The sequence below is a fragment of the Frigidibacter sp. MR17.24 genome (assembly GCF_037095655.1).
GTDB lineage: Bacteria > Pseudomonadota > Alphaproteobacteria > Rhodobacterales > Rhodobacteraceae > Frigidibacter.
Map to the genome: position 1 here is coordinate 1,005,467 of NZ_JBAWKE010000001.1, position 20,337 is coordinate 1,025,803.

Sequence of the window (20,337 nt, forward strand, 5' to 3'; positions counted from 1 at the left end):
CGACGGGCGGGGCGCATCGGGCTGTCATGCGAGCCGATAGGGGTTTTTGCGTCGGGGCTCAAGCCTCGCGCTCGGGCGACGGCCGTGCGGCCGCGGTTTCGACTTTGCGGAAATATCCCGGGGGAGGCCCGGAACGGGCCGGGGGCAGCGCCCCCTCGCCCGCCCGCAGCAGCGGACCGGCTCAGACCATCTTGCGCAGGTAGGTCCAGGTCGGGACGCGGGCGTTGCGGGCCACCGACCAGCTCTCGGCATCGCCGAGATAGTCGAAGCCGCAATTGGTCAGCACGCGGGCCGAGCCCGGGTTGTCCTGGAACACCTCGGCGAACAGCGTGCGCGCGCGGTGCGGGTTGGCCGCGACCAGCGCCGCCACCGCTTCCGAGGCGAAGCCCGTGTTCCAGAACCCGGGCGCCACCCAATAGCCGATCTCGGACTGGTCGTTTTCCATCCGGGTCAGCGACACCAGGCCCAGCACCTCGGCCAGCCCCTCGTCCGATCCGTCCATGGCCCAGACGTCCTCGACCCGGCCGGCCGACATCGCGCGGGTGACGAAGGCCTCGGTCGCGCCGGGTGGCAGCGGGTGCGGGATGGCGCGGGTGCCCTCGGCCACGCGGCGGTCGGCGGTGTACAGCGCGATGAGACCGGCATCCGACTTCCGCAGCGGTCGCAGCACGAAGCGCTCGGCCGTGATCACGGGTTGCTCTGCCAGCAGGATGGTGTCCTGGATCATCATCGTCTCCCTTCCCGCTCGCGCGGTCTCCCACCCCTGATGTGGCGGGTTCACACTTATCAATCCAGTGCCGGTGGGCGGATTTCGGCCCGAATCCCGGCAAAACATGGGTTTTTCGCCCGAACGTGATCCCGAAGCCGCAGTGATCACGGCCAGCCGGCCCGCATCGTTTCAGCGCGGCCCCGCCGACAGAGACGGGCGCGGGCGGCCCGAAATCGAAAAGGGACCGGCCCTCAGGCCGATCCCCTCTTACAGCAACCCTGTGAAGGTTCGGCTTACTCGGCCGCCTCCGCCACCGGGAGAACCGAGATGAAGGTGCGCCCCTTGAGGCCCTTCTTGAAGGCGACCTTGCCTTCGGTCACGGCGAAGATGGTGTGATCACGGCCCATCTCGACGCCCTCGCCCGGCCACCAGGTGGTGCCGCGCTGACGCACGATGATATTGCCCGGGATCGCCGCCTGGCCACCGTAGAGCTTCACGCCGAGACGACGGCCAGCCGAGTCGCGGCCGTTGCGGGACGAGCCGCCTGCTTTCTTGTGTGCCATGGGAGATTACTCCTGCGCTTCGAGTTTCGTGCGGGCGCCGACGGCGGCCTTCACGCCCGACTTTTCCGCGCCCGAGGCGAGGATGTCGGTGATCCGGACCAGCGTCAGGGTCTGACGGTGGCCACGGGTGCGCTGCGACGAGTGCTTGCGGCGGCGCTTGTGGAAGGTGATGACCTTGTCGGCCTTGATCTCGTCGATCACTTCCGCCTGCACGGCGGCGCCAGCGACCATCGGCAGACCGAAGACCGGGGCGTCGCCGCCGACCATCAGGATGTCGTTGAACTGGATCTTGTCACCGGCCGCAGCATTCAGGCGCTCGACGCGGAGCACGTCGCCCGCCTGCACCTTGTACTGCTTGCCACCGGTCTTGAGGACCGCGAACATGGGTCGTTCCTTTCGTTTCCCGCGTCCTGCGGCCCCCGGGCACCCCGGGCGTTCGTGGCGGGCATCCCCGCCGCCTTCAGACTGCGCGCCCCCGGATGGGGCGTCATTGCAATAACCCTCGGGCGGGCCGCGCGGGTCCGCCAAGGATGCGGGCTTATCGGGGATCGAAGCGCCCATGTCAAGCCGCCTGTGGCCCGTGTCCCGGCAGTCGTCGGGGGTGCGCGCGGCCCGGGCGGGACTAGAGGTCCTGCCCCGCGATCCGCTGCGCCGCGGCCAGGCCCATGCGATAGGAGACGTCGGTGAAGACGGCATCGAATCCGGCGAAGACGGCCGCGTTCAGCGCCTGCCCCGGCGCCGAGGCGGTGAAGGCGGTATAGCCGGCCAGCTCGCCCTCGCCCAGCGGCGCATAGGCAAGGGCGAAATAGGCGAACAGCCAGTCGCGGGTTTCCGAGCGGATGTCCTCGACCTGCGCCGTGACCTTGTCGAGCATGTCCTCCTCGGCCATCGGCTCAGGGAAGGCGCCGCCGTCCGACAGCCCGCGCCAGAACGCGAGGTTGGCGTTCATCGCGCCGATCACGTTCGCCTCGACCAGGTCGCCCGCCTCGATGAAGGCGCCGAGCGAGCGGAAGCGCGGGTCGCGCGCGGCCATCAGGTTGCCGGCCTTCAGCGTAGCGTCGTCCTCGACGTCGTCGTCCAGCATCGCGCGCCGCGCCGACACCTCGAGCGGGACCGCCCGCGCCCCGATTCCCTCGCCGAAGAACGCGGCGATCGGCGCGGTGTCGCGCCCGGCGAGCACGTCGCGGAAGGCCGCGTCGAACACCGGGCCGGTGCGCGCCGGATCGTAAAGCCCGCGCACCTCCTCGATCCAGCTCGCGCCGCCCTTGCCCGGGAACAGCTCGGCCTCGACATCCTCGGCATACGAGGCGCCCTCCTCGCGGGTCAGGTCCAGAAGCTCGGGCACCGCGATCAGCGCCTCCAGCCGCGCGACCTCGTCGGCGGCCACAGTGACCGAGGCGGTGGAGGTCGCGGTGGCGGGTGCCGGCGGCCCCTCCGCTACGGCGGCGCCGGGCAGGCCCAGCAGAATCGCGGCGGCGACGGGGACGAGCGTGAACGGGAGGGAGAGGTTCTTCATGATCGAAAGCTAGTGCGCGCCGCGACGGTTGCCAATGGGTCGGAACGGCGCTGAAACCCCTTGTGAGAAACGCTGCGGGATGCGCCGCCGGCCCGGTCCCGGACCGGCCGGTCGACGGATCTTCGCCGTGGATGAAAAATCGGGTTGCAGCCCGCGCGAACCATCGCTAAATCCCCGCTCCACGACGACCCCTGACGCGGAGAGGTGGCAGAGTGGTCGAATGCGGCGGTCTCGAAAACCGTTGTCGGTGTGAGCCGACCCAGGGTTCGAATCCCTGTCTCTCCGCCATCACTCCGGTCGCGATGACCCTTGGAAACAAGGCATCCGACCGGACGGCGCCCAGCCCCCCGGTTCCAGATTGTCCGGCATCACCGCAGCGTTTTCGCGCACGGACAGGCGTTTCGCGCCCCCGGCGCGGCGATCGGCATCCGGCAAAGTCTGTAAACGTCGCTTTCGCTGCGCCCGCGTTCCTGACCAATCGTCCCAGATCAGCCTGCGCGAACCGTCTGCGGCGGACGCCAGGCCGGGCGTCAGTGCCGGCGGGCGTGCAGCCGACCCCCGGCCACGCTGAGAAATGCCTCGGTCGTCAAGGCACGGACACGCTCGATCGAGCACATCTCGAGATCGCACCAGAAGATCGCCTCGTGCGCGGCCTCGACCAGCGCGTGGCCGCGGGCGTCGATGCGGTCCAGAAGGGCGCGCGCGTCGGAGGTGGTTGCAATCGCGGGCACAAGGTCGACAACCGCCCGATTCCCGCCAGCATAGCCTTGCATGCCTGCTCTCCCGTGTTCCTCTCATCCCGCCGTACAACCCACGGTTCTCTTGACAGTTCCCTGAAAAACCGGCCCGCGCCACAAATTTGAGCGGAAATTCGCCACGGTCCGACCGCTTTCGCCCTGCAAGAGCCCGCTTCCCGGCCGCGCCGCTTCCCGCTATGACCGCGCGATGACCGAGACATCCGATTTCGAGATCCTGCTGATCACCCCGCCGGGGCTGGAGACCGCGCTGGCCGAAGAGGCCGCGGCGGCGGGCTTCCCCGCGCCCACGACGATCGAGGGCGGCGTCCTCACCCGCGGCGGCTGGCCCGAGGTCTGGCGCGCGAACCTGACGTTGCGCGGGGCGACGCGGGTGCTGGCGCGGATCGGCAGCTTCCGGGCGCTGCACCTTGCGCAGTTGGACAAGCGGGCGTCGAAATTCCCCTGGGCCGACTTCCTGCCCAAGGGCCAGCCGGTGAAGGTCGAGGCGAGCTGCCGGGCCTCGAAGATCTACCACGACAAGGCGGCGGCGCAGCGGGTGGCCAAGGCGGTGTCCGAGGCGCTCGGCGCGCCGGTCAGCGCCGAGGCGGCGCTGTCGGTGCGGGTGCGGATCGAGGACGACCTGTGCACGATCAGCCTCGATACCTCGGGCGAGCCGCTGCACAAGCGCGGCATGAAGCCCGAGGTCGGCCGCGCGCCGATGCGCGAGACGATGGCGGCGATGTTCCTGCGCCAGATGGGCTTCGACGGGACCGAGCCGGTGATCGACCCGATGTGCGGCTCGGGCACCTTCGCGATCGAGGCGGCCGAGATCGCGCTGGGGCTGTTGCCCGGGCGGGACCGCGGCTTCGCCTTCGAAAGCTTCCCCGGCTTCGACGCCGCGGCCTTCGCGGCGCTGAAGGCGCAGGCGCCCGGGCGCGCGACCGACCTTCTGTTCCGCGGGTCGGACCGCGACGCGGGCGCGATCCGCGCGGCCAGCGCCAATGCCGCGCGGGCGTGCGTCGAGGGCTGCACCCGCTTCGTGCAGGCGCCGGTCAGCGCGCTCGAACGGCCCGAGGGGCCGCCGGGGATCGTGATCGTGAACCCGCCCTACGGCGCGCGGATCGGCAACCGCAAGCTGCTGTTCGGGCTCTATGGCGCGATGGGCCAGGTCTTGGCCGAGCGGTTCTCGGGCTGGCGCGTCGGCATCATCACCTCGGATGCGGGGCTGGCGAAGGCGAGCGGGCTGCCGTTCCTGCCGGCACTGCCGCCGGTCGCGCATGGCGGGCTGAAGGTGGTGATGCACCGCACCGCGCCGCTGCCCTGATCCCGGGCCCGATCCCTGCCCCAGACCCTGCCCTCATCCCGGGCCCGGTGCGGCGGCGCCGGGCCTAGTCGTCGAGTTCGCTGCCCCAGTACAGGAAGTCCATCCAGGTCTGGTGCAGGTCGCCCTTGGCCCAGGGCAGCCGCCGCGCCGCGGCGTCAAGCTGGCGCGGCGTCGGCTCGAACGGCTCGCGCATCAGCTTCATCCCGGCCTCGCGCGGGGTCTTGTTGCCCTTGCGCAGGTTGTCGGGGCCGCAGGCGGTGACGATGTTGTCCCAGCGCGACGACCCGGCGCGCGACCGCGGGATCACGTGATCGAAGGTCAGGTCGCGGGCGGCGAAGCGGTTGCCGCAGTACTGGCAGGTGAATTCGTCGCGCAGGAAGACATGGTAGCGGGTGAACGAGACCTTGCGCCGGCGCCGATAGCGTTTCAGCGCAACCACCGCCGGCACCTCGAAGGGCCGCGAGGCGGAGTGCACCATCACGTCGTCATAGGCCTTGAGCTGCACCACGCGGTCCTGCAGCACGGCGACGAAGGCCTGCTGCCAGCTCCAGACCGAGAGCGGCGCCCAGCTCAGGGGCTGCATGTCGGCATTCAGCACCAGCGTGCGCAGGTTCGAGACCGGGGCGTTCATCGCATCCCCCCCTGCGCCGGCCACCGACCCGCTGCCCGAGGCGCCGTCTCGAGAACCGGGCGCTCGAGAACCGGCGTCTCGGGAACAGTGCCCCTGAAAAGAACGAAGCGCGTGACGGCCACGCGCTTCGGGTTCGGTCCTGCGATGGAACGGCCGCCCAAGCTTTCGGGCGCCCTCGCGGCCGGCATCCGGCCGCCGCGGCTGTCGCCGAGGCCCGCCTGTCGCGCAGCGATTTCCCGGGCGCGCGGCGCGCGGCCCCAAGGCATCGGTGCGGTGTCTTCCCTGTGATCACGCATCGTCATCATCGTCCCTGCCTTCATCCGGCGGGCACCAAGGGTGCCGGGCGGACGGTCTTCGCGGTCCGTGGGCGGGGCGGGCAAGCACCCCGACCTTACGTCAACTATATCTGGCGTCGCGAGACTGACAAGCCCCGCGATCTCGCGGCTCTGCCCGCAGACTTGCTATCGCGCGATGGTGACAGCCGGGTGACGGCGGGGTGAGGGTTCGGCGAAGGCACGGCAGGGGCCACCCGCGGGCCGCGGCCGCGATCCGGCGGCGGGACAAAAACCGGGCCACAACGAAAAACGCCCGGTGCCAATGGCACCGGGCGCTTGGAATTGGGGTGGCATCGGCCTGCCTCTCGCGGCGGGACCGGGCCCCGCGCGCGGTGTCCTCAGCGGCGCGGCTGGCCGCGGCGGCGGCGGTCGGCTTCGACCGGGATCGGCTTCAGCTCGGGGGTCGGGCGCAGCGCCTTCACCACATGCGCGGCCACCTGTGCGACCACGAGGATCGCGACGGTCATCAGGGCGGCGTTCACGGTGTGGGGCATAGCGACCTCTCCTTGACTGCTACCCTTCGAAGATAGCGGCGCGCACGCCCCTATCAAGGGGATTCACGCGGGAAGGTTCTGGCGCAGGAAATAAAGTGCCGAGGAAAGCCCATCTGGCGCAATTCCGTGGCCAGTGCCGCGCATCACATGGGCAAAGACCTCGTTCCCCGCCGCCGAAAGCGCGTTCGCCGCCGCCTCCATCGAGGCGAAGGGGACGACATCGTCGGCATCACCGTGCAGCAGCAGAATCGGTGCGCGCACACGGATCTCGTCCTTCAGCGCCTCGGGCGCCACCAGCCGGCCCGAGAAGCCGACGACGCAGGCCAGCGGCGCGGCCCGGCGCGGCGCCACCTGCAGCGACATCATCGTCCCCTGCGAGAAGCCGACGAGCGCGAGCGCCGAGGCCGGCAGCCCGAACTCGGCCAGCCGCGCGTCGAGGAAGGCGTCGACATCGGCGGCCGAGGCCAGCATCGCCGCGCGCGCCGCCTCCTCGGTCGAGCCGTCGAAGCGCGGGATCGGGAACCACTGCCGGCCGAAGGGATTGCCGGCGCAGGGATCGGGGGCCTCGACCGACAGGAAGGCGGTGTTCGGCAGGTGCGGCGCCAGCGGATCGGCCAGGCCCAGCAGGTCGGCCGCATCGGCGCCGTAGCCGTGCAGGAACACGACCAGCGAGGTCGCGGTCCCGGACTGCGCCGGCTTGATCTTGTAGTCGAGGCTGCGCGTCATGAGATCCCCTCGCGTCCGGTGTCCATGCGGTAGTAGACCCACAGCGCCCGCGCCGCAACCGAGCCCCAGGGCGACCAGCCCGCCGCCATCGCCCGCAGCGCGCGCTCGCCCGGGCGCGCGTCGAGGCCGAACAGCCGCCGCGCCGCCTCTTGCAGGGCGAGGTCGCCCGCGGGGAAGGCATCGGCCTGCCCGAGGCTGGACAGCGCGTAGACCTCGGCGGTCCAGCGCCCGATCCCGGGCAGCGCCACCAGCCGCGCGACCGCCGCCTCGACCGGCATCGCCGCCAGCGCGCCGTAGTCGAGCCGCGCCGCGGCCAGCGCCATCACGGTGCGGATCTTCGGCCGCGACAGGCCGCAGGCGCGCAGCTCCTCCTCGGTCGCGGCGGCGGCGCGGTCGGGGTCGGTCAGCCCCGCCGCCGCCAGCCGCGCCACGATCGCCGCGGCCGAGGCGGTCGAGACCTGCTGGCCCGCGACGACGCCGACGAGGCTTGCGAAGCCCGCGGGTGCGAGCCGCAGCGGCAGCGGCGCGGCCAGCGCGGGGGCAAAGCGCGGCTCGCGCGCGGCAAGCCAGGCCGCGCCCTCGGCGAGGCAGGCGGGCCCGAGGATGCGGCGGGCGGCGGGGCGGTCGGGCATGGCGGCGGCTTTTCGGAAGGAGCAAGGGGGGCGGACGGGGGGGGGGGGGGGGGGGGGGGGGGGGGGGGGGGGGGGGGGGGGGGGGGGGGGGGGGGGGGGGGGGGGGGGGGGGGGGGGGGGGGGGGGGGGGGGGGGGGGGGGGGGGGGGGGGGGGGGGGGGGGGGGGGGGGGGGGGGGGGGGGGGGGGGGGGGGGGGGGGGGGGGGGGGGGGGGGGGGGGGGGGGGGGGGGGGGGGGGGGGNGCGCTGCGTGGCATGGCTCGGGCGCAGGCCGTCGCCGCGCCGGAGGGGCGCGGGCGGCGGGACCGGAACGCCCGAACGGAGGCCCGAGATGACCAGCACGCCCGCTTCACCCCTGACCGACAACCGGCTGTCGCGGATGCTGGCGGCGCGGGACTGGATCCTGGCCGACGGCGCGACGGGCACCAACCTGTTCAACATGGGCCTCGCGGCGGGCGAGGCGCCCGAGCTGTGGAACATCGATCGGCCCGACGACATCCGCGCGCTGTATCGCGGCGCGGTCGAGGCCGGGTCGGACCTGTTCCTGACCAACAGCTTCGGCGGCAACGCGAGCCGGCTGAAGCTGCACGGCGCGCAGGGCCGGGTGTTCGAGCTGAACCGCGCCGCCGCGGCGCTGGGGCGCGAGATCGCCGATGCCGCCGGGCGCGAGATCGTCGTCGCGGGCTCGATCGGGCCGACGGGCGAGATCATGGAGCCGATGGGCACGCTGACGCCCGCCGCCGCGGTCGAGATGTTCCACGAGCAGGCCGAGGGGCTGAAGGCCGGCGGCGCCGACGTGCTGTGGGTCGAGACGATCTCGGCGCCCGAGGAATATGCCGCCGCCGCCGAGGCCGCGCGGCTGTCGGGCCTGCCCTGGGTCGGCACGATGAGCTTCGACACCGCGGGGCGCACGATGATGGGCGTGACCTCGGCCCAGCTGGCGGCCCTGGTCGAGACGCTGCCGCTGCCGCCGCTGGCCTTCGGCGCCAATTGCGGCGTCGGCGCCTCGGACCTGATGCGCACCGTGCTGGGCTTCGTCGCCGCCGGGACCGAGCGGCCGATCGTGGCCAAGGGCAACGCGGGCATTCCGCGCTATCACGACGGCCACATCCATTACGACGGCACGCCCGCGCTGATGGGCGACTACGCGGTGCTCGCGCGCGATGCGGGGGCGCGGATCATCGGCGGCTGCTGCGGCACCATGCCCGAGCACCTGCGCGCGATGCGCCGGGCGCTGGAGGAGGTGCCGGCAGGCCCGCGCCCGACGCTGGACGAGATCGCGGCCCGGCTGGGGGGCTTCTCCTCGGCCGCCGACGGCACCGGGCCCGAAGAGCCCGGCCGCGAGCGGCGCGGGCGCCGGCGCGGCTGAGGCCGGGGGAGCGGCGGGGCGCGGCGGGGCGCTGGCACGCGCGCGCGCGGCGTGACGCTGCGCGCCCGGCCATGCCCGCCGGGGTCGGACCTGACCGGAGCTGACGGGGCCCGATTGGACCTGACCGGACCGGACCGGACCGCGCAAGACGGGACCGGGCCGGGTCGCGGCGGAATCAGCCGGCGGCGCGCCGCGGCTCGGGCGGGCGCGGCAGGTGCCGGTGCAACAGTGCACGCAGCCCGTCCGGCGTGATCTCGGCCGGCAGTTCGAGGAACGGCACCCCCGCCTTGCGCAGCGCCTCGCGCTTGACCGCGTCGCGCAGAAAGCTCGTTTCGTGGTAATGGCCGTGGCCCTGGTACTCGATGGCCAGCAGCAGCCAGCCGCCCCCGTCGAACACCGCGAAATCCAGGCGCTTGGCATTGATCGCGTTGAAGGCCGCGCGGCGGCTGTCGGCGGTGCCCTCGCTCTCCGACGGCCGCAGGATCTCGCCCAGCGAGACCTGGGCCATCACCCGGTGCCCGCGCCCGAGCGCCGCCACCTCGGCCTCGATCACCGGCAGAAGCCGCGCCTCGGCGCGATTGAGCAGGCGGCGGCGCTCGAAGCCCGACCGGGCGACGGCGTCGAGATGGTCATGGGCCAGGTCGGGCGGCGCACCGGGCGCCTGCCGCAGCCGCCAGAGCCGCGATGCCTGCACGACCGCTGTGCCCATCCCTGCTCTGGCCCCCGCTCCGGCCCCCGTGCGGCGGCCGCGCGGGGTGGACCGGTGCGCCAGTCGGCGGAGTGCGACGCGCAGGACCGCGACCAGCGCGCCGACAAGCAACAGCCCGATCCAGGCCAGCACCGGGTCGAGATCCTGGCCCGCGGGCAGCGTCGCCGGGGTCTGGAAGTGGGGATCGCTCTGGAACATCCTGTCTCTCCGGCACAGGGTCTGGCGACCAGACTGCCGGGCGATTCAGGCCAAATTCGGGCGCTCAGGCCCCGGCGAGCGCGGCGGCGAGGTCGCCGTAGCCGGTGAAGCGCCGCTCGTAGCGCAGGCCCAGCCGCGCCGCCGCCGCCTCGGCCCGCGCCGCCAGCGCCGGGTCCTCGGTCTGGGCAAGAAAGACCAGCCGGTCGTAATGGGCGAAGTACATGTCGCGCAGCTGCGGGTGACGGTCGAGGCCCATCGGCCGCCAGACGAAGGCGTCGAACTGGCGCACGAGGAAATCGGTGAGGTAGAAGGCGCCGATCTCCTCCTCGGCCCGCGCCGCGAAGGCGTCGTTGCCGTCGAAGAAGGCGTAGCAATGCGGGCCCGCCACCATCTCGACCCCCATCTCGGCGCAGGCGGCCTGCAACAGACCGCCGGTGCCGCAATCGGCATAGACCACGAAGACGCGGTCATAGGCGGCGCGGTGCTGCGCCACCGCCGCGCGCACCGCCGGGGTGATCCGGTCGGGCCAGAGATGCAGGTTCGCGGGCAGGCAGGTCAGGTCGAGATGGTCCCAGCCGTTCGCGGCCTTCAGCGCCAGGATCTCGCGCGCGAGCGCGCCGCAGGCGATCAGCAGCACCCGGCCCCGCCCCGCGGGCGCCAGACCGGCCCTTGTCAGGATCTCGTCTTCAGGCAGGACCCCGTCCCCGGGCAGGACCTCGTCCCCGGGCGGAAGGTTGTCCGCCGGCAGGATCCCGTCTTCGGACAGGACAGCGGGGGGCAGAACCGTGGGGGACACCACCGGAGGCGCGGTCATTTCCGCCCGAGCCTCAGCGCCAGCGCCGCCGCCAGCGTCACCGGCGCCAGCGCCGCGACCGGCGTGCCGGTGGCCCAGATCAGCGCCACGGTGGCGGCGGCCGCGATCAGCGCGCCGCCGAACATCAGCAAGGCCTGGTCTGGCGGCATCGCGGTCTCCTTCTCTGCCGTCTTCGGGCTGTGCCGTCTTCGGGGGCAGCGCCCACAGCCTGGCACCGGCGGTCGGTCCACGGCAGTCGGGCCCCGGCAGAGGCGCGCCCGAAATCCCGACCCGTGACCTGTCGCGCCCCCTGCCGGTCAGGGCGCGCGCCCCCGCGATCTGGGGCCGCGCCCCGGCCCGGTCAAGGGCGACCGGGCAAGGGCTGATGGCCGAGGACGGGCGTCACGGACGAACGTCCAAGGATCGGGGGCCGAGGGTCCGGGGCCGAGGATCTGGCGCGACGGGCCGGGGGCACGCCGGTGATGGGCCTCAGCCCGCCGCCATCCGGTTGTGCTTGCGCGCGATCCAGGTCTTGGCGGTCTCGACCGCCACCGCCGCGTCGCGGCAATAGGCGTCGGCCCCGATCGCGCGGCCGAATTCCTCGTTCAGCGGCGCGCCGCCGACGAGCACGATGTAGTCGTCGCGGATCCCCTGCTCGACCATCGTGTCGATGACCACCTTCATGTAGGGCATCGTCGTGGTCAGCAGCGCCGACATCCCCAGGATGTCGGCCTCCTCGGTCCTCAGCGCCTCGAGGTACTTGTCGACGGCGTTGTTGATCCCGAGGTCGACCACCTCGAAGCCGGCGCCCTCCATCATCATCGCGACAAGGTTCTTGCCGATGTCGTGGATGTCGCCCTTGACGGTGCCGATCACCATCTTGCCGACGCGGGGCGCGCCGGTCTCGGCCAGAAGCGGCTTCAGGATCGCCATCCCGCCCTTCATCGCGTTCGCGGCCAGCAGAACCTCGGGCACGAACAGGATGCCGTCGCGGAAATCGGCGCCGACGATGGTCATGCCGGCGACCAGCGCGCGGGTCAGCACGTCGTAGGGCGCCCAGCCGCGGCCGAGCAGGATGTGCACCCCCTCCTCGATCTCGTCCTTCAGGCCGTCGTAGAGATCGTCGTGCATCTGCTGCACCAGCTCGTCGTCGTCGAGCTCCGACAGGATGATCTCTTCCTCGTCCGCCATGATCCCGCCTCCAGGGAAAGCCTCCCCGCCAGACTACGGGCGGCACGCGCGGCGACATTGGCGGATTGCGACACCGGCAGGGCGCGAAGCGACTTGGCGGTGCGCGCCGGCGCGCGGGACCCCGGACGGGGGCTTCCCGATGTTCCACATATGTTCTAGCGTCCGGCCATGACCATGCCGCATCCGACTCGCCCCCTGCCCCCGGCCGACCCGGCCCTGCGCCTGAAGGCGCGGGGGGCGGGCGAGAACCCGGTGTCGCGCTTCGATCCCTACGTGCGCGAGGTCGACTGGGACGGCTGGGACATCCCCGAGGAGGCGCGGCTTGCCCGGACCGAGGTCAGCTTCGAGCGCCCCCGCTCGGTCCTGACCCGCAACGACAGCCCCGACGTGCCCTTCGACCGCTCGGTCAATCCCTACCGGGGCTGCGAGCATGGCTGCATCTACTGCTTCGCCCGGCCCTCGCATGCCTACCTCGGCCTGTCGCCGGGGGTGGATTTCGAGACCAGGCTGGTGGCGCGGCCGGCGGCGCCCGAGGTGCTGGCCAAGGAGCTGTCGCGCAAGGGCTACCGCCCGGCGCCGATCGCGCTGGGGACCAACACCGACCCCTACCAGCCGATCGAGGCGCGCCACCGGATCATGCGCGGCATCCTGCAGGTGCTGTGGGACTTCCGCCACCCGGTGACGATCGTGACCAAGGGCGCCATGGTCGAGCGCGACCTCGACCTGCTGGCGCCGATGGCGGCGGCGGGGCTGGTGCACGTGGGGATCTCGGTCACGACGCTCGACCCCGACCTGTGCCGCAGGCTGGAGCCGCGCGCCCCCTCGCCGCAGCGGCGGATCGCCGCGATCCGGACGCTGGCGGGCGCGGGCGTGCCGGTGCGGGTGATGGCCTCGCCGATCATCCCGGTGCTGACCGATGCAGAGGGCGAGGCGATCCTTGCCGCCGCGGCCGAGGCGGGGGCGACGGCGGCGAGCTGGATCCTGCTGCGCCTGCCGCACGAGGTGGCGCCGCTGTTCGTCGAATGGCTGCGCCGGCACTATCCCGGCAAGGCCGACCACGTGATGAGCCGGCTGCGCGCGATGCGCGGCGGGCGCGCCAACGATCCCCGCTTTGCCAGCCGGATGACCGGCGAGGGCCCCGAGGCGCAGATGCTGCACCTGCGGATGCGGGTCGCGGCGAAGCGGCTGGGGCTGGAGAAGGAGCGCCGCGCGCTCGACTGCGGCCAGTTCCGGGTGCCGCCGAAGCCCGGCGACCAGCTGAGCCTGTTCTGAGGCCGGGCCCGCGGCGGGTCCCTTGCCCGACGGTCGCGCGGGCGGCGGGGGCGGAAGCCTCCGGCGGGGATATTTGGGCAAAGTCGAGGGGCGGGAGGGACCGGGCGGGAGAGGCCGGGCGGACCGGGCCGGGAGGCGGCGGCGCGGGCGGGGCGCGTCAGGCGCTTGCGACCCAGTCGATCGGCGCCTCGCCCCGGGCGGCAAGCCAGTCGTTGACGCGGGAGAAGGGGCGCGAGCCGAAGAAGCCGCGCCGGGCCGAGAGCGGCGAGGGATGCGCGGTCTCGATGCGCAGGTGCTGCGCGCCGGTCACGCTGGCCGCCACCTTCTGCGCATGCGCGCCCCACAGGACCAGGGCAAGCGGCCGGCGCGCCGCGGCGTCGGCCAGCACCTCGGCCACCAGCCGGTCCCAGCCCCAGCGGGCATGGCCCCCGGCGCCGCCCGCCGGCACCGACAGCGCGGTGTTGAGCAAAAGCACTCCCTGCCGGGCCCAGTGCGTGAGGTCGCCGTCGCGCGGCCGCGCGCCGAGATCGGCCTCCATCTCCCTGTAGATGTTGGCAAGCGAGCGCGGCAGCGCCACCCCCGGCGCGACCGAGAAGGCAAGCCCGTTGGCATGGCCCGGCGTCGGATAGGGGTCCTGCCCCAGGATCACCGCGCGCACCTCTTGCGGCGGGGTCAGCGCCAGCGCGGCAAAGCGCCGGTCGGCGGGGGGCAGCACCACGCCCGGCGCACCCCGAAGCCGCGCCGACAGCGCCGGCCAGTCGCGCGCGAAGAACGGCAGCGCGCCCCAGTCGCCCAAGCCCTCCGGCGAAGCCACTCGTTCAGGCCGCGACCGGGCAGAGCCGCGCCAGCGCCGCGACCTTGGACTTCGCCGCGCCGCTGTCGATCGACTCGGCCGCCCTCACCGCGCCCTCGCGCAGATCCGCCACCACCCCGGCAACCTTCAGCGCGGCCGCGGAATTCAGCAGCACCGCGTCGCGGTAGCCGCCGGTCTCGCCTTCCAGCAGCCGCCGGAACGCGGCCGCGTTATGGGCCGGATCGCCGCCGACGATCTCCTCGAAGGCATGGACCGGCAGGCCCGCCTCCTCGGGATGCACCGTGAACTCGCGGATCTGGCCGCCCGACAGCTCCGCGACCCAGCTTTCGGCCGAGATCGCCAGCTCGTCGGTGCCGTCGCCGCCATGCACGAGCCAGGCCGCGTCCGAGCCGAGCTGGCCCAGCACCTCGGCCATCGGCCGGATCCAGTCCTTCGAGAAGGCGCCGGTCAGCTGGCGGCGCACGCCGGCCGGGTTGGTCAGCGGCCCGAGCAGGTTGAAGATCGTGCGCGTGCCGAGTTCCACCCGCGGCCCGCCGACATGGCGCATCGAGGGGTGGTGCATCGGCGCCATCATGAAGCCGATCCCGGCCTCGGCCAACGCCTGCTCGACCCGCTCGGGGCCGACCATCACGTCGATGCCCATCGCGCCCAGCGCATCGGCCGCGCCCGACTTCGACGACAGGTTGCGGTTGCCGTGCTTGGCCACCGGCACCCCCGCCCCCGCCACCACGAAGGCGGTCGCGGTCGAGATGTTGAGCGTGCCCTTGCCGTCGCCGCCGGTGCCGACGATGTCGATCGCGCCCTCGGGCGCGCGCACGGGCAGGCATTTCGAGCGCATGACGGCCGAGGCGGCGGCGATCTCGCCCACCGTCTCGCCTCGGGTGCGCAGCGCCATCAGGAAGCCGCCGATCTGCGCCGGCGTCGCTTCGCCGGCAAACAGCGCCTCGAAGGCCGAGCGGGCTTCCTCGGGGGTCAGCGGCCGGGTCGCGGCCACGCCGATCAGCGGTTTCAGCCGGTCGCTCATGCCGCCACCTTCGCGCCGTCGAGGAAGGTGCGCAGCATCTGGTGGCCATGCTCGGACGCGATGCTCTCGGGGTGGAACTGCACGCCCTCGATCGGCAGCTCGCGGTGGCGCAGCCCCATGATCATCCCGTCCTCGAGCCAGGCAGTGACCTCGAGGCAGTCGGGCAGGCTCTCGCGCTCGACGATCAGCGAGTGGTAGCGGGTGGCCTGGAACGGCGAGGGCAGGCCTGCGAAGACGCCCTTGCCCGCGTGGTGCATGCTGCCCATCTTGCCGTGCACGATCTCGCCCGCGCGCACGACCTTGCCACCGAAGGCCTGCCCGATGGTCTGGTGGCCCAGGCACACGCCCAGAAGCGGGGTCCGCGTCTCGGCCGCGGCGGCGGTCAGCGCCAGGCAGATCCCGGCCTGCGCCGGGTCGCAGGGCCCGGGCGACAGCACGATCGCCGCGGGGTTCATCGCCATCGCCGCCTGCACGTCCAGCGCATCGTTGCGCCGGACCACGACATCCGCGCCGAGCTCGCCGAAATAATGGACGAGGTTGTAGGTAAAGCTGTCATAATTGTCGATCAGCAGCAGCATCGCGGATCTTCCTGCACTTGGCACGGGCAGACTGGCTGCCGATGGACGGGCGCCCTGCGCCGGGGCGCCTGGCCGGAACATGTGGTGGACCGCGAACGAGGGATGACCCCTGCCACGGACCGGGGTATAGATGCGCCCGAAGCGCCCCCGGGGTCAAGGCAGGGCGCGCATGGCGGATGGCAGGCGGCGGACGGGGGCAGAGCATGGGCAAGGGCGTGATCTGGGGTGGCGTGAGCGGCCTTCTGGCGGGCGTGGCGCTGCTTGCCATCGCCTCGCTGAGCGCGCCGGTGCCCGAGCAGCCCCGCCTCGCCCTGCCCGGCGCCCTGACCGGTGCGCAGCCCGGTGCGCAGCCCGGTTCCCGGCCCGAGACCCCGCCTGCGACCGAGCTTGCGACCGGCACCCCGGACGGGGTGGCGCCCGAGACCGCGACGGGGGCCGGGGAGGCTGCCGAAAAGACTGCCGAAGAGGCGGGCGAAACGGCGGGCACAGAGACGGCGACCGGCGGGACCGAGACCGGAGAAGTGGCCGGCGCTGGCGCTGGCACTGGCACCGCGCCGACGGACCGTGCCGATGCCGTGCCGCCCGCCGAAGTGGCACCCGAACCCGCGCCCGGCCAGACCCCGGTGGCCGAGGCCCCGGCCGACCCCGAGACCGCCCCTCTGGCGCCGCCGCTTCTCGCCGATGGCGTGCCGCCGGCGCCCGGGACGAGCGGGACGACCGCGATGCCCGCCGAGGCCCCGCCGAAGGTCGCGCCCGAACCGGACACGGCCACCGACAGCCCCACCGACAGCGCCACCGACAGCACGCCCGGGGCGGCCCCCGGCGCCGCCCCCCCGGCCGATGCCGCCGTCGAGGTGCCCGGCGCCTCTGACTTCGCCCGGGCGGGCGAGGATCGCGCCCCGGTCTCGCCCGCGGCCGATGCCGGCCAGCCCGCGCCCGCCGACCCCGCGGCGCTCGAGGCGGCCCCCCGCGACGCCTCGCCCGATCCGGGCGCGGCCCTGCCCGCCCCCGACATCGCCCCGTCCGTGCCCGAGGCGCCCGCCGACACCAGCCGCATCGCCGTGCTCGATCCGGCGCCGCCCGCGGCCGGGCTGCCGCCCGGCCCGATGGCACTGCCGACGGCCCCGCCGCCGGCGCTGGCCCCTCCCGCGGCGGCCCCGGGCGACCGCCCGGCGCTTGCCGTGCCCGAAGCGCCGCTCGAAGCGCCCCCCGCTCCGGCCAACGCCCCCGCGGCCGATGCCCCCGCCGCTACCGCGACCCTGCCGACCGAGCCGCCGCCCTCTGCCCCCCTGCCCACGCCCTCCGGCGACGACTTGGCCGAGGCGCCCCGACCGGCGCCGGCGGGCGTCCCGGGCGTGCTGCCCGAACCCGGCACCGGGTTCCGCCCGGTCCCGGGGCTGGGCTCCAGCGGGCCGCAGCCGGGCTTTGCCCCTGCCCCGCGCCTTGGCCTGTCCGGCGCCCCCGCGACCACGGCCACCGCCCCAGACGGCACCGGCACCGGCACCGGCACCGGCGCCGACGACGGTGCCGCGGGCTCGCCGCTCGCGCTGCGGCGCAATGCCGCCGCCAGCGCGCCGGCCAGCGGCCCCGAGATGTCGGTGCTGCTGATGGACGAGGGCGCGCAAAGCCGCCCCGATCCGCGGCTGCTGGCCGACCTGCCGTTCCCGGTCACCGTCGCCGTCGATCCCGCCGCCCCCGGCGCCGCCGCCGCGGCCGAGGCCTACCGCGCCGCCGGGCTCGAGGTCGCGATCCTCGCGGGTTCGGTGCCCGACGGTGCCACGCCCGCCGATCTCGAGACCGCCTGGCAGGCGTTCCTCTACGAGGTGCCCGAGGCGATCGCGGTGCTCGACGGTCCGGCGGCGCGGCTGCAGAACGACCGCCCGCTCGCGCGCCAGCTGGTGACGCTCGCGGCCTCGGGCGGCTATGGCCTGCTCAGCTGGGACACCGGGATGAACCCGCTCGCCCAGATCGCCGAGACCGACGACGTGCCCGAGCTGCGGATCTACCGCCGGCTGGATGCCGCGGGCGAAGAGGCGCCGGTGATCGCGCGCTATCTCGACCGCGCCGCCTTCGAGGCGACGCGCAGCCCCGGCATCATCGTGGCCGGCGCCGCCCGGCCGGCGACGATCGCGGCGCTGCTCGACTGGGCGGTGGGCCAGCGCCGCGGGCTGACGCTGGTCCCGGTGTCGCAGCAGCTGCAGCAGCAGCTCGACTGACCCCGCCGCATCCGGTCCCCCCCCACGGCATCGGGCGCGACCCGACGTCCCGCGGGCCCGGCGATTGACAGGCCGCCCCGGGACGCGACCCTTGTGCGGGCCCGCCCGGCGCCCTGACCGCGCCCGGCCGGCGCCCGACCGGTCCCGCCCCCGGGGCCGCAGCGGGCCGCCGCCAACCGACCGATGCGAGGATGCGCATGACCGACCAGCTGTCCCGGGAATGGCCGAGCGAGCGGATCTGCCGCCTGCGGCTGCAGCGCCCGCGCGCCTACAATGCCCTCAGCCGCGCGCTGGTGGCCGAGCTGCGCGCCGCGATCGCCGGGCTTGGCGCGACGCGCGCGCAGGTGCTGATCCTCGCCGCCGGCGACCCCGGCTTTTGCGCCGGGGCCGACCTGAAGGAACGCGCCACCATGACCGCGGACGAGAAATTCGCCCACAACCGCGCCATCAACGCGCTGGCGAACGAGATCGCGGCCCTGCCGATGCCCACGATCGCCGCGATCAACGGCATTGCGCTGGGCGGCGGCTGCGAGATCGCGCTGGCCTGCGACCTGCGCTATGCCGCGGCCGGCGCCAGCCTCGGGCTGACCGAGGCGCGGCTTGGCGGCATCCCCGGCGCCGGCGGCACCCAGCGGCTGCCGCGGCTGATCGGCAGCGCCCGCGCGCTCGAGATGATGTATACCGGCGAGCCGATCACGGCCGAGACCGCCGCGGACTGGGGCCTCGTGAACGCGGCGGTCGCGGCCGACGCGCTCGAGGCGCGGGTGCTGCAGGTCGCCCAGACGATCGCCACCCGCTCGCGACGCTCGGCCGCGCGGCTGAAGGACACGGTCTGGCGCGGGCTCGACCGGCCGCTGGCCGAGGGGCTGGAGATCGAGGGCGCGGCGATCCGCGACGTGCTGGGCTCCGACGACTACCGCGAGGGCCTCGCCGCCTTCGCCGAGAAGCGCCCGCCGGTCTTCGACTGATCCCGCCCCCCGACCGCGCCTTCGTGATCACGCCATCCGCCCGCCGCGACGGGTGCCACGGGCGCCCCGGCCCGAAGCGCCGTGATCACGCGCGCCGCAACCGGCCGGGCGTCAGCCCTTGGGGCGATGGATCGGGTCGATCCAGGCCACCGCCTCGGGCGGCTCGACCGGGGCGATGTCGGGCAGGTTCACCACCACCGCCTCGTTGTCGGACCGCACCAGCACGCAGCGCAGCTCCTCGCCCGGGTCGGCGTTGATCTCCTGGTGCGGCACGTAGGGCGGCACGAAGATGAAATCGCCGGGCCCGGCCTCGGCCACGAATTCCAGCCGCTCGCCCCAGCGCATCCGCGCCCGGCCCGAGACGACGTAGATCACGCTCTCGAGCGCGCCGTGGTGATGCACGCCGGTCTTGGCATCGGGCGCGATGGCGACGGTGCCGGCCCAGATCTTCTGCGCCCCCGTGCGCGCGGCATTGATCGCGGCCTGGCGGTACATGCCCGGCGTCTGCGCGGTGTTGTCATCCAGCTTGTCGCCGGGAATCACCTGGACCCCGTCGTATTTCCAGCGCGGTGCCCCGGCATCATGGGCATGGTCGTGGGGCTGGCCCGCGTCATCGGACTGGTCGTGCGGCATCGGTCTCCTCCTCGGGGTCGTCCCGACCCGAGCCTAGGCCCCCGCCGCCGGCGGAACCAGCCCCCGGGGTTGCACATTCCCTCGCGGGGGCGTTCAACACCCCCCGACACACTCCCCGAAGGACGGCGCGCCATTCCCCGCGCGCCCCCTCCCCGAACCAACCGGAGAACGAGAATGGCCGAGGGCGAACTCGCAGCCTTCCTGACCGTCGTGCTGATCGACGTGGCACTGGCGGGCGACAACGCGGTGGTGATCGGCATGGCCACGGCGGCGCTGCCGGCGGCCGAGCGGCGCCGCGCGATCCTGATCGGCATCGGCTTCGCGGCGGTGCTGCGCATCGCGCTGGCCTTCCTCGCGACGCGGATGCTCGAGATCACCGGGCTGACCTTCGCCGGCGGCCTCTTGCTGCTGTGGGTCTGCTGGAAGCTGTGGCGCGAGTTGCACGAGGGCGACGAGGACGCGGCCGGGGCCACCGGCAAGGCCAAGACGCTGGGACAGGCGATCTTCCAGGTGATCATCGCCGACCTGTCGATGTCGCTCGACAACGTGCTGGCGGTCGCCGGCGCGGCGCAAGAGCACGTGACGGCGCTGATCTTCGGCCTGGCGCTGTCGGTGGCGCTGATGGCGCTGGCGGCGAACTGGATCGCGGGGCTGCTCTCGCGCCACAAGTGGATCGCCTATCTCGGGCTGGCGATCATCCTCTACGTCGCGCTGAAGATGATCTGGGACGGCTATTCCGACGTGCCCGAGATCGCGCACCGGATGGGCATGTTCTGACGCGGCCCGCGCCGGGGGCCGCGGCTGCACGGATCTGAACACCAAAGCAAAAGCCGCGGGGTCTGGCCCACCCCACGGCTTTCGCTCACTCGGAAAACGTCCTGCAAGGCGCCCTTGCGGATCGCCTGTG

At 73.6% G+C, this 20,337-nt stretch carries 22 protein-coding genes, 1 tRNA gene and 1 pseudogene; 7 read left to right on the forward strand and 17 right to left on the reverse strand.

Annotation, left to right across the window (positions count from 1 at the left end; genetic code table 11):
* Window positions 1-181: 181 nt before the first annotated feature.
* The 4 genes and pseudogenes from V8J39_RS04695 to V8J39_RS04710 form a co-directional block, all read right to left on the reverse strand.
* Complete coding sequence (locus V8J39_RS04695) at window positions 182-727, reverse strand: GNAT family N-acetyltransferase (protein ID WP_336459690.1); 546 nt, start codon at window positions 725-727, stop codon at window positions 182-184.
* Between the two features lie 275 nt (window positions 728-1,002).
* Window positions 1,003-1,272 (reverse strand): 50S ribosomal protein L27, encoded by a 270-nt coding sequence (rpmA, locus tag V8J39_RS04700; RefSeq protein ID WP_336459691.1) that lies wholly within the window; start codon window positions 1,270-1,272, stop codon window positions 1,003-1,005.
* Window positions 1,273-1,305: 33 nt separating this feature from the next.
* A pseudogene (gene rplU / locus V8J39_RS04705) lies at window positions 1,306-1,656 on the reverse strand (50S ribosomal protein L21); the annotation flags it as partial.
* Between the two features lie 238 nt (window positions 1,657-1,894).
* Window positions 1,895-2,788 (reverse strand): hypothetical protein, encoded by an 894-nt coding sequence (locus tag V8J39_RS04710; protein WP_336459692.1) that lies wholly within the window; start codon window positions 2,786-2,788, stop codon window positions 1,895-1,897.
* Between the two features lie 198 nt (window positions 2,789-2,986).
* Here V8J39_RS04710 and V8J39_RS04715 point away from each other — a divergent pair.
* Window positions 2,987-3,076 (forward strand) — tRNA-Ser (locus V8J39_RS04715).
* Between the two features lie 242 nt (window positions 3,077-3,318).
* On the opposite strand, the gene V8J39_RS04720 is transcribed toward V8J39_RS04715, so the two are convergent.
* On the reverse strand, window positions 3,319-3,561 hold the full coding sequence (locus tag V8J39_RS04720) for a hypothetical protein (protein ID WP_336459693.1): 243 nt from the start codon (window positions 3,559-3,561) through the stop codon (window positions 3,319-3,321).
* Between the two features lie 172 nt (window positions 3,562-3,733).
* Here V8J39_RS04720 and V8J39_RS04725 point away from each other — a divergent pair, with 172 nt between their 5' ends.
* Window positions 3,734-4,849, forward strand: a complete 1,116-nt coding sequence (locus V8J39_RS04725; RefSeq protein ID WP_336459694.1) for a THUMP domain-containing class I SAM-dependent RNA methyltransferase — start codon at window positions 3,734-3,736, stop codon at window positions 4,847-4,849.
* 64 nt (window positions 4,850-4,913) lie between these two features.
* Here the strand turns inward: V8J39_RS04725 and V8J39_RS04730 are convergent, their stop codons facing one another.
* The 4 genes from V8J39_RS04730 to V8J39_RS04745 form a co-directional block, all read right to left on the reverse strand.
* Entirely contained in the window at window positions 4,914-5,480 is a 567-nt protein-coding gene (locus V8J39_RS04730; RefSeq protein WP_336459695.1) for an HNH endonuclease, read from the reverse strand.
* A gap of 673 nt (window positions 5,481-6,153) precedes the next feature.
* A complete protein-coding gene (locus tag V8J39_RS04735) occupies window positions 6,154-6,309 on the reverse strand; it encodes a hypothetical protein (protein WP_336459696.1) in 156 nt (51 codons plus the stop codon).
* Between the two features lie 63 nt (window positions 6,310-6,372).
* Entirely contained in the window at window positions 6,373-7,035 is a 663-nt protein-coding gene (locus tag V8J39_RS04740) for an alpha/beta hydrolase (protein ID WP_336459697.1), read from the reverse strand.
* Entirely contained in the window at window positions 7,032-7,667 is a 636-nt protein-coding gene (locus V8J39_RS04745) for a DNA-3-methyladenine glycosylase family protein (RefSeq protein ID WP_336459698.1), read from the reverse strand. The genes V8J39_RS04740 and V8J39_RS04745 overlap by 4 nt, the downstream gene beginning before the upstream one ends.
* A 329-nt stretch (window positions 7,668-7,996) precedes the next feature.
* On the opposite strand from V8J39_RS04745, the gene bmt reads away from it, so the two are divergent.
* The gene (gene bmt / locus V8J39_RS04750; RefSeq protein ID WP_442902548.1) at window positions 7,997-9,034 is read left to right on the forward strand and encodes a betaine--homocysteine S-methyltransferase; all 1,038 of its coding nucleotides are present in this window, start codon (window positions 7,997-7,999) and stop codon (window positions 9,032-9,034) included.
* A gap of 175 nt (window positions 9,035-9,209) precedes the next feature.
* Here bmt and V8J39_RS04755 read toward each other — a convergent pair whose 3' ends face one another.
* The 4 genes from V8J39_RS04755 to V8J39_RS04770 form a co-directional block, all read right to left on the reverse strand.
* Entirely contained in the window at window positions 9,210-9,941 is a 732-nt protein-coding gene (locus V8J39_RS04755) for a DUF2726 domain-containing protein (RefSeq protein ID WP_336459699.1), read from the reverse strand.
* Window positions 9,942-10,005: 64 nt separating this feature from the next.
* Window positions 10,006-10,755, reverse strand: a complete 750-nt coding sequence (locus tag V8J39_RS04760) for a DUF1638 domain-containing protein (RefSeq protein WP_336459700.1) — start codon at window positions 10,753-10,755, stop codon at window positions 10,006-10,008.
* Window positions 10,752-10,904, reverse strand: coding sequence for a hypothetical protein (locus tag V8J39_RS04765; protein ID WP_336459701.1), 153 nt, complete (start codon window positions 10,902-10,904; stop codon window positions 10,752-10,754). Before V8J39_RS04765 ends, V8J39_RS04760 begins: the two co-directional genes overlap by 4 nt.
* Before the next feature lie 319 nt (window positions 10,905-11,223).
* Window positions 11,224-11,925: a corrinoid protein gene (locus V8J39_RS04770; RefSeq protein WP_336459702.1), complete on the reverse strand. Its 702-nt coding sequence runs from the start codon at window positions 11,923-11,925 to the stop codon at window positions 11,224-11,226.
* A 168-nt stretch (window positions 11,926-12,093) separates the two neighbouring features.
* Between V8J39_RS04770 and V8J39_RS04775 the strand changes: the two genes are divergently transcribed.
* Window positions 12,094-13,197 carry a PA0069 family radical SAM protein gene (locus V8J39_RS04775; protein WP_336459703.1) on the forward strand — a complete coding sequence of 368 codons (1,104 nt, stop codon included), beginning with the start codon at window positions 12,094-12,096 and terminating at the stop codon, window positions 13,195-13,197.
* A 157-nt stretch (window positions 13,198-13,354) separates the two neighbouring features.
* Here the strand turns inward: V8J39_RS04775 and V8J39_RS04780 are convergent, their stop codons facing one another.
* Genes V8J39_RS04780 through V8J39_RS04790 form a run of 3 tightly spaced genes read right to left on the reverse strand, consistent with a single transcriptional unit; the run spans window position 13,355 to window position 15,613 of the window.
* Window positions 13,355-13,993 (reverse strand): uracil-DNA glycosylase, encoded by a 639-nt coding sequence (locus V8J39_RS04780; RefSeq protein ID WP_336459704.1) that lies wholly within the window; start codon window positions 13,991-13,993, stop codon window positions 13,355-13,357.
* Window positions 13,994-14,015: 22 nt separating this feature from the next.
* Window positions 14,016-15,035, reverse strand: a complete 1,020-nt coding sequence (trpD, locus tag V8J39_RS04785; protein WP_336459705.1) for an anthranilate phosphoribosyltransferase — start codon at window positions 15,033-15,035, stop codon at window positions 14,016-14,018.
* Window positions 15,032-15,613 carry an anthranilate synthase component II gene (locus tag V8J39_RS04790; RefSeq protein WP_336459706.1) on the reverse strand — a complete coding sequence of 194 codons (582 nt, stop codon included), beginning with the start codon at window positions 15,611-15,613 and terminating at the stop codon, window positions 15,032-15,034. The genes trpD and V8J39_RS04790 overlap by 4 nt, the downstream gene beginning before the upstream one ends.
* A 203-nt stretch (window positions 15,614-15,816) precedes the next feature.
* Between V8J39_RS04790 and V8J39_RS04795 the strand changes: the two genes are divergently transcribed.
* Window positions 15,817-17,829 (forward strand): divergent polysaccharide deacetylase family protein, encoded by a 2,013-nt coding sequence (locus V8J39_RS04795; RefSeq protein WP_336459707.1) that lies wholly within the window; start codon window positions 15,817-15,819, stop codon window positions 17,827-17,829.
* A 197-nt stretch (window positions 17,830-18,026) separates the two neighbouring features.
* Window positions 18,027-18,797 carry an enoyl-CoA hydratase/isomerase family protein gene (locus tag V8J39_RS04800; RefSeq protein ID WP_336459708.1) on the forward strand — a complete coding sequence of 257 codons (771 nt, stop codon included), beginning with the start codon at window positions 18,027-18,029 and terminating at the stop codon, window positions 18,795-18,797.
* A 111-nt stretch (window positions 18,798-18,908) separates the two neighbouring features.
* Here the strand turns inward: V8J39_RS04800 and V8J39_RS04805 are convergent, their stop codons facing one another.
* On the reverse strand, window positions 18,909-19,430 hold the full coding sequence (locus tag V8J39_RS04805; RefSeq protein WP_336459709.1) for a cupin domain-containing protein: 522 nt from the start codon (window positions 19,428-19,430) through the stop codon (window positions 18,909-18,911).
* 174 nt (window positions 19,431-19,604) lie between these two features.
* Between V8J39_RS04805 and V8J39_RS04810 the strand changes: the two genes are divergently transcribed.
* Window positions 19,605-20,207, forward strand: a complete 603-nt coding sequence (locus V8J39_RS04810; protein WP_336459710.1) for a TerC family protein — start codon at window positions 19,605-19,607, stop codon at window positions 20,205-20,207.
* Window positions 20,208-20,337: the final 130 nt, after the last annotated feature.